The sequence below is a fragment of the Vibrio sp. V01_P9A10T6 genome (genome assembly GCF_963877065.1).
GTDB classification, from domain to species: domain Bacteria; phylum Pseudomonadota; class Gammaproteobacteria; order Enterobacterales; family Vibrionaceae; genus Vibrio; species Vibrio anguillarum.
The window spans coordinates 1-7,916 of the sequence record NZ_CAWNTB010000039.1; the positions used below are offsets into that span (position 1 = coordinate 1).

At 43.0% G+C, this 7,916-nt stretch carries 7 protein-coding genes; 1 reads left to right on the forward strand and 6 read right to left on the reverse strand.

Going from position 1 to position 7,916, the window contains the following annotated elements; translation table 11 throughout:
- Window positions 1-190 precede the first annotated feature (190 nt).
- The gene (locus AACQ21_RS02390; protein WP_219884462.1) at window positions 191-2,614 is read right to left on the reverse strand and encodes a hybrid sensor histidine kinase/response regulator; all 2,424 of its coding nucleotides are present in this window, start codon (window positions 2,612-2,614) and stop codon (window positions 191-193) included.
- A 161-nt stretch (window positions 2,615-2,775) separates the two neighbouring features.
- Between AACQ21_RS02390 and AACQ21_RS02395 the strand changes: the two genes are divergently transcribed.
- On the forward strand, window positions 2,776-3,357 hold the full coding sequence (locus AACQ21_RS02395; RefSeq protein ID WP_105977563.1) for a UPF0149 family protein: 582 nt from the start codon (window positions 2,776-2,778) through the stop codon (window positions 3,355-3,357).
- A 112-nt stretch (window positions 3,358-3,469) separates the two neighbouring features.
- Here the strand turns inward: AACQ21_RS02395 and nadA are convergent, their stop codons facing one another.
- From nadA to tolA, 5 genes are all read right to left on the reverse strand, one after another.
- Window positions 3,470-4,531 carry a quinolinate synthase NadA gene (nadA, locus tag AACQ21_RS02400; RefSeq protein WP_026028138.1) on the reverse strand — a complete coding sequence of 354 codons (1,062 nt, stop codon included), beginning with the start codon at window positions 4,529-4,531 and terminating at the stop codon, window positions 3,470-3,472.
- Window positions 4,532-4,665: 134 nt separating this feature from the next.
- A complete protein-coding gene (gene ybgF, locus AACQ21_RS02405) occupies window positions 4,666-5,442 on the reverse strand; it encodes a tol-pal system protein YbgF (protein ID WP_019280925.1) in 777 nt (258 codons plus the stop codon).
- A 15-nt stretch (window positions 5,443-5,457) separates the two neighbouring features.
- Window positions 5,458-5,997: a peptidoglycan-associated lipoprotein Pal gene (gene pal, locus AACQ21_RS02410; RefSeq protein ID WP_105977564.1), complete on the reverse strand. Its 540-nt coding sequence runs from the start codon at window positions 5,995-5,997 to the stop codon at window positions 5,458-5,460.
- 30 nt (window positions 5,998-6,027) lie between these two features.
- Window positions 6,028-7,365, reverse strand: a complete 1,338-nt coding sequence (tolB, locus tag AACQ21_RS02415) for a Tol-Pal system beta propeller repeat protein TolB (protein ID WP_088718023.1) — start codon at window positions 7,363-7,365, stop codon at window positions 6,028-6,030.
- Window positions 7,366-7,392: 27 nt separating this feature from the next.
- On the reverse strand, window positions 7,393-7,916 hold a 524-nt coding region (tolA, locus tag AACQ21_RS02420), incomplete at its 5' end, for a cell envelope integrity protein TolA (protein WP_105977565.1).

Sequence of the window (7,916 nt, forward strand, 5' to 3'; positions counted from 1 at the left end):
AATACAGATACCTAGAAAATAACAACAAGCTAGATAATGAGGGAATTAGAACACATATTCTGTAGATTTAGTGACCAATTTTAATTAACTTAGGTAAATTTATAACCAATTTTGAATCGGAAACTAGAATCTAACGCTATTCTTTAAATTCCTGTTACAACGCATTCTTACTAAATCTCAAAATGGTTATTTAATTACAAAAATCGGAAAGCAACACCGTTAGCAAATCGACTTGCTGCTGTGTAGGTAACTGGTGTTTTTCTAAGCTTGTTTGGGTATCGATTAACACTTGATGAATATGAGTATTTTCAATCTCCGGCAACTGTTGTATCAAACGTTGAATCATGGCTAATGCAAGTTCTATGTTTTGATCTTCCACGGCCATATAAAACGTCACCAATGATTCCTCTGCTGAGCCTATCTTTAGCGGCATAGAGGACTCTGGATGATATTGATACAGTTTTTCGACAAATTGGAAAAGAGCATCATCTAATTCATTGTCATCAATGGGTTTGGTGACAATATAATCAGCGCCGGCCGACAACATTCGCTCACGAGTTTCTTTGAAAACATCAGCAGTACAACCAAAAATGAGCACATTGCGTTGCTCCCCAACTAAGATCCGAATCGCAGACACCGCTTCTACGCCATCCATTACGGGCATATGGTTATCCATCAATATCAGGTCATAATTCCCGCCAACAACCGCTTGAATTGCCAATTCACCATTCTCAACACAATCGCATGTAAACCCTTTATTCTTCATAAAGGTTTCGATAATGATAGAGTTGGTCCGGTTATCTTCCACAATGAGAGCTTTCAGTCCTTGGTAATTAAGCTTGCGACGTGGCTTGACTTCAATGGTCCCGGGCGTCGTTGTTTCTATCGCTAGCATAACGTGAAAACTGGTACCAATTCCTAACTCACTGGTTACCGTGACTGTCCCATCCATTAGCTCTACAATTTGTTTTACAATCGCTAAGCCCAACCCCGTTCCACCAAAACGCCTTGTCGTCGATGATTCAGCTTGTTCAAATGGGCGGAATATTTTTTCCTGAGCCTCTTTTGCTATACCTATCCCCGAATCCCGTATCCGAATAGAAAGATACCGTTTATCTTCCATCTGCTGCTCTTTTAGAGTCACTTCGACAAAGCCGTGAGAGGTAAACTTGACCGCATTATTCAGTAAATTAAACAGAATCTGTCTCAATCGTGCTTTATCTGAGTAATACCAGCGATCGTGAACAATATCGCTGTAAATCCTAAACTGCAGTCCTTTTTCATTGCATAAGGTATGGTAAACACTGTTAATACTACCAATCAGTGAATCCAAGGGGAAACGGGTGTTATCAAGTTCTAATCGCCCTTGTTCAATCTTGGAGAAATCGAGAATTTCGTTAAGCAGCACCATCATGTGCTCGCCAGACTCATACAGACTATTAAGGTGTTGCCTCTGTTCTGGGGAAAGCTCTGTTTTCAATAAGATTTGCGCGGTTCCTAAAACACCATTCATTGGAGTTCTGATTTCGTGTGACAGGGTTGCTAAGAAGGCACTTTTGGCTTGAGTGGAAGCTTGAGCTTTCACTTTTTCCGCTTCAAGATAAACGGTTTTTTGGTTAAATGAATCGATAAGCTGGCGGATCTCATCTTGGCTTCGATACGGCATATCAATAATACCGCCCTGTTTAGAATCACTCACTTTTTTGGCGATGATGGTAATCGGTTTGATCACATATTGATTGATCAAGTAATAACCGATCATAACGCAAACTAAAAGGATTGGAATGATACTCCGTTCGACATTCATCACCAGATCAAACACTTCGTCATTCACTAACCGATGGGCATTAATAACATCAACTCGCCATTCAAAATCGCCAAAACCGAAATGACTTACGTTAGCTTCTTCACGTATTATAAAATTATGTTCAGTGATCAGGGAGCCCCCCGAATCACTTAAGGATACGCCAAGGTTATAAAGCTCCGCTTGACTGGCAATAAATGTGGCTAACCCCGCCAATGACAGATCGACTGTTGCTACTCCAGCAAATTCACCGTTAACGTAATAGGGCGATGAAGCCGTGATCATCTGAACGTGCGTATAGGCATCAACATAGACTTCTGACCATACCACACTACCGACAGGCTTCTCTTTTACTGCGTTGTACCACTCTTCGTTATCGTAACCATGCGCTTCTTGATTGTTCCAAGAATGCAATTTGTCGACTTGACCGTCAGCGGCTCGATTATAAAATAGGCTACTGTATCGCTGCGATGCATTAATACTGTAGGGTTTCGGCCATAGCCCACCACTGACGACAACATCATCAAGTATAGTGAACAGCGAAGAGAGCATTCTGTCTTGCTCAGCTTGGTTGGTTGCAGCTTGCCCAAGGCTGACAATGCTTTGGAGCACACCAATAGAACGGTTGAGAGGTTCGCGAATTTGGGCTGATAACACTTCTGCACGAAGATCTAAATTCTGTTTTAATTCAGCTCGTAGTGGCGCTTCAACAATCCAATAAGTGACGGTACCTGTGATCGCAATAAAAAAGCAGAGATAAAAAGAAAGGGCGATAATGCTCTTCTTCTTCAATGAAATAGGTGCTCTCATAAATCCTTTCAATTTTTTCTTTTGTGCAAATTATAGTGAACAATCTCAGCGAGCAATATGTTGATTGTTGTAAAACCTCACTAAAGCCAACAAATTATCAGCAAAATTCGCACATTGTATCGCTTTAACGTTAAAATGGCTGCAAATACACTCGGCAACTGATGGGATCTGCTGTGAATTTACAAGAACTCCTTACCCAACCCGAACTAGAAGATAAATTGCTTAATGAGGCCAAAACTCAAGGTTTTGTCGCATCCATGGCGTCAGCGCCTAACTTGCTCCCGCCAGAGGAATGGCTCCCTTTTCTATGGGGGGGAGAAGAGATCGCGCCATTTAGCGAAGGCAAACAGCTAGAAACCTATTTCCAACTGATCGTTGAAATGTGGAATGACTATCGCCCTGCTTTGCTCGAAAATCAATGGAGCTGGCCTACTGGTTGCTCACTCGATGAACAAGAAATAGTAACTGAACATGTCCGTGATTTTTGTGAAGGTTTTCTTCAAGGTTGGCAACTTACGCGTGATGATTGGGAAACGTTAATGCCTGAAGATAGCCAAGACAATGCGCTACTTGGGGGCGTACTCCTTTCGCTGAGTATGCTTTATGATCCTGAGACGTCCTTGGCAACACTTTCTCAACAAGGTATTCAAGGACTCGACCAGTTTGAAGAAATCTATCAGGCCATACCGGTGATGTTGTGTGGCTTAACGCAACGCGGCGCTCAGTTGGCACTAGAGCAATAACTTTGTTTTTGAATAGTTTTGTTTTCGAATAACGTTAATTTCAAATCAATTTGCTTGCGATAAAAAAGGCTCTGAATAAGAGCCTTTTTTCATCCACTACCGCCGAAAGGAATTAGGCATTCCCTTTGACTTGCAAATTTAACTGTTCAGCAAAATCCAACATACGGTTTAATGGGATGAGTGATTTCACTCTCACGGCTTCATCGACGAAAATTTCGTGATCTTTACCGCCTTCCATAAGAGCTGACTCAATCGCTCGAAGACCATTCATCGCCATCCAAGGACAATGCGCGCAGCTTCGGCATGTTGCCCCTGCCCCTGCCGTCGGTGCTTCAATCAATTCTTTCTCAGGGACTAACTGCTGCATCTTAAAAAAGATGCCTTTATCGGTCGCCACAATCATTTTCTGTTGAGGTAAGGATTTTGCTGCCTTAATCAACTGGCTTGTAGAGCCTACAGCATCCGCAAGTTCTACTACACTGGCTGGTGATTCTGGATGCACAAGGATGGCTGCATCAGGATACAGTGCTTTCATCTTACGCAATGCATCGGCAGAGAACTCGTCGTGAACTACGCATTCACCTTGCCAAAGCAACATCTTTGCGCCCGTTTTTTTCTCGATGTATGAGCCTAAATGGCGATCTGGCCCCCAAATTATAGGTTTATCTTCCGCATCTAAGTGCTCAACAATATCAAGTGCAATGCTCGATGTAACCACCCAATCGGCACGAGCTTTGACCGCCGCCGATGTGTTTGCATACACAACAACGGTATGATCTGGGTGTGCATCACAAAATTCTGTGAATTTATCGGCAGGACACCCCAGATCCAAAGAGCATTCTGCTTTTAAGGTTGGCATTAAAATGCGTTTTTCAGGGGTTAAGATTTTTGCTGATTCGCCCATAAATCGCACACCAGCGATGATCAATGTACTGGCAGGATGGCGATTACCAAACTTGGCCATCTCTAATGAATCACCAACAAAACCGCCGGTTTCTTCAGCGAGAGCTTGAATTTCAGGATCGGTATAGTAATGCGCAATTAATACAGCATCTTTTTCTTTTAAGAGTTGTTTGATACTTGCTGTATAGGCTTGTTTTTGCTCAACCGTCAGTGGAATTGGCTTTGGCGGAAATGGATAAATAGTTTCAATCGTATCTAATATGTGGCTCATTGCTCTTGCTCTACGCAACTTCCAAGAATCCGAGCATTGTACACCGCACCTAACGAAGGATCAAAAGCGATTCATAAAATAGTGCCGTCGAAGAAAGAGGCCACAAGGCCTCTTTTTATTAACTCAAATTGTTATCAATTCAAATTCTCTTTAGCAACCTTGGCAGACGCACTTGTAGGGTATTCATCCACAACTTGCTGATAATACTTATTTGCTTGCGCAGTATTATTATTGCGCTTGGCAATATCACCTAACTTAACCAGCGCATCAGCACGTTTATTGGAGTCACTATAAGTGAGCACGGCGGCAAAACTTTGCGTCGCTTCTTTATCCTGCTTTTTCGCAAAATAGAGCTGCCCTAACCAGTAATGGGCATTAGACGCAAAATTAGAATCTGGATAATCTTTTTGAAACTGTTGAAACGCTGCAATAGCACCACTGTAATCCCTTTTCTTCAGGATTAAATCAACCGCATTCTGATAGGCAGTTTGTTCATCAACATTGCTGCTAAACGTTCCTGCAATATCAGTGTCCGTTGTCGGCTGTGACGAACTTGCGGTTGTATTCTTCATTTCGCCACGTACGCGATCTAACTCGATAAAGAGTTCACGCTGACGCTGCAACATTTGCTGCATATCGTAGCTATTACGCTCTAACTGGCCACGTAATTCGCTGATTTCAAGTGCCATATCATCGAGCTGCTGCTGCATTTTGAGTTGAACGCTATTACGGTTTTCAAGCAGACGTTCAAGACGTTGTACATTAGATTCAGATGATGATTGTTGAGCACGAGATGTGCTTGCTGAAGAGCTATTGCTAAGATCGGATACTGGAGCTGGTGCAGCGAGTACTTGACCCGCTGCACTTGCCAGTAACGTAAGCGTTACAATTCGCTTTAAGTTACTGAACATGAGGCGATTCCTCGATTAGTATACGAGAACCGCGCGGCGGTTCTTCGCATACACTTCTTCAGATTGGCCAAGAAGAAGTGGCTTCTCTTCGCCATAGCTAACGATCGAGATTTGGTCAGCTTGTACACCTAGCGCTTGTAGATATTTCGCTACAGCTTGTGCACGACGCTCACCTAGCGCGATGTTATATTCAGGCGTACCACGTTCGTCAGCATGGCCTTCGATGGTAACTTTCATTGCTGAATTTTTGCTTAGGTAAGCTGCGTGTGCAGCAAGCATATCTTCGTAATCACCAGCAATTGTCGCGTTATCAAATGCGAAATAAATGGTTTGAGTTTCACGAAGAGCTTGTTCCTTTAGCTCTTGTTCAGAGAGTTGGCTATTCGCATCAATTGGAGAAACTACAGTTGTATCAACGCTATTTGCTGAACCTGAAGTAGACTGGTTAGTTTGAGTACCAGAAGCGTTTGTCGCTTCATCGCTTGAACTACATGCAGTTACTGCAAGTACTGGTAGCGCAATCAGTAGCCCTTTAAGAACTTTATTAAGTTGCATTTTTTTTCCTTACTTTTTGATACTTACTTGCTATAAAAACGGAGACCACGCAGGAGCCCTAACGCGACCATTTGTTGCCGGTAATCTAGCTTTGAAACGCCCATCTATAGACACCATCGAAAGTACATTCGCTTTGTTATAAATAGAACTGTATATGACCATACCACCATTGGGTGCAATACTTGGAGACTCATCGAGCAAAGTCTTTGTTAGAATTTGCACTGAACCAGTTTCCAAATCTTGTTTCGCCAGATTAAAACCCGAATTACTTCGGTTTACCATGACAAGGAATCGACCATCAGGCGTTATTTGTCCACCTAAATTCTGGCTGCCTTGCCATGTCAGACGATTGGTAGAACCGTCTGATAAATTTACTTGATATATCTGTGGTTTACCACCCCGATCCGAAGTAAATATTAGCGATTTACCATCAGGATGCCAGAACGGTTCTGTATTATTTGATCTGCCACTCGTTATTTGTTTCAGCTTCTTGGTTGCCAAGTCCAGAGTATAAACCTGTAAGCTGCCCGTTTTAGACAACACCAAAGCAAGGGTTTTCCCATCTGGCGAGAACCTCGGTGCCCCATTATGGCGTGGGTACGAGGTCACTTTCTCTCTTTCACCAGTATAAATATTCATGATGAATATCTCCGCTTGGCCGTTTTGGAAGCTCACATACGCCAGTTGCTTACCATCAGGTGACCAAGTCGGTGACATCAAAGGTTGTTTTGAACGAAGCACCAAACGTTCATTGTAACCGTCATAGTCAGCAACCCTTAGCTGATAAGGATATTGTTCATCGTCGTTGACCACCACGTAGGCAATACGAGTGAGAAACGCACCCTTATCACCCGTGAGTTCTTGATAGACCAAATCTGAAATTCGATGCGCATACTCACGCATTCGGTTTGCTGGTACGGTGGCAACTTTATTGAATAAAACATGATCTTTAGAAAGCACCAACTGTCCATCGTTACTTAATGCTTTGCTTTGGCCTTGTGTCAGTTGACCACGCACTACATCTACCAATTGGTAGTTGATGACATAGTTACCTTCTGCATTTTGCGTAATGCTACCTGTGAGCAAAGCATCAACACCAATACTGGTCCAAGCATCAAACTTCACATCGGTTTCATTGTAAGGCGTTTGTGGCATTTTGCTGGTCGCAATCGGGCTAAATTTACCACTACGTTGCAAATCTGACGCGATCACCGCAGAGACATCCTGCGGTAATTTTGTTTTGCCTTCCCACTTAAACGGTACGATAGCAATCGGCCTTGCTGAATTAATGCCGTCGGTGATCACAAGCTCCAATGCGGCGTTGGCGAGCTGTACACTACTTGCGATGACAAGTAGGCATCCTAACATCAATCGCTTTAACACAAGCTTTTCCTTTTAATTTGGTTCTACAGTTAAATTAATGTCTTTCAATTGATTGACTACATCAAGATCATCTTTGGGCAGCGGAAACGTCCCCACCTGCGCCACAGCACGTTTTGTCGCCGCGCATAACCTTGAGTCACCATCAATAATGCTTAGATTACCGACTATTGCTCCAGTTCCCGTTGGAATGAGCCGTAGGTTCACTTTGCACTGTTTACTTTTAAAACTGTCTTCAATCAGCAAATTTTGTTGAATGAGCTGCACATAAATTTCTCCATATCGCTGAGCTTCACTCATTACAAATTGAGAACGAGCTGAACTATTTTGCTCTGCTTCTGTTTCTAACCCAGAAAAAATGTTATTCAGCTCCGCTTCTTGTTCTTTGCGTTCACGCTCCAATCTCTCTAGACGTGCTTTCTCTTTTTTTGCATTTTCGGCCGCTTTCTTCGCCTCTTGTTCTTTGGCTATTCGCTCTTTCTCGGCTCGCTCTGCTGCTTCTCGCTCTTTACGAGCTTTCTCTTTAGCTTGTTCTGCCT

Bases quoted from the DNA above. Each gene is read 5' to 3' on its own strand.
- nadA (WP_026028138.1), bottom strand. From the start codon at position 4,531: ATGAGCCACATATTAGATACGATTGAAACTATTTATCCATTTCCGCCA.
- tolB (WP_088718023.1), bottom strand. From the start codon at position 7,365: ATGTTAGGATGCCTACTTGTCATCGCAAGTAGTGTACAGCTCGCCAAC.
- ybgF (WP_019280925.1), bottom strand. From the start codon at position 5,442: ATGTTCAGTAACTTAAAGCGAATTGTAACGCTTACGTTACTGGCAAGT.
- pal (WP_105977564.1), bottom strand. From the start codon at position 5,997: ATGCAACTTAATAAAGTTCTTAAAGGGCTACTGATTGCGCTACCAGTA.
- AACQ21_RS02395 (WP_105977563.1), top strand. From the start codon at position 2,776: ATGGGATCTGCTGTGAATTTACAAGAACTCCTTACCCAACCCGAACTA.
- AACQ21_RS02390 (WP_219884462.1), bottom strand. From the start codon at position 2,614: ATGAGAGCACCTATTTCATTGAAGAAGAAGAGCATTATCGCCCTTTCT.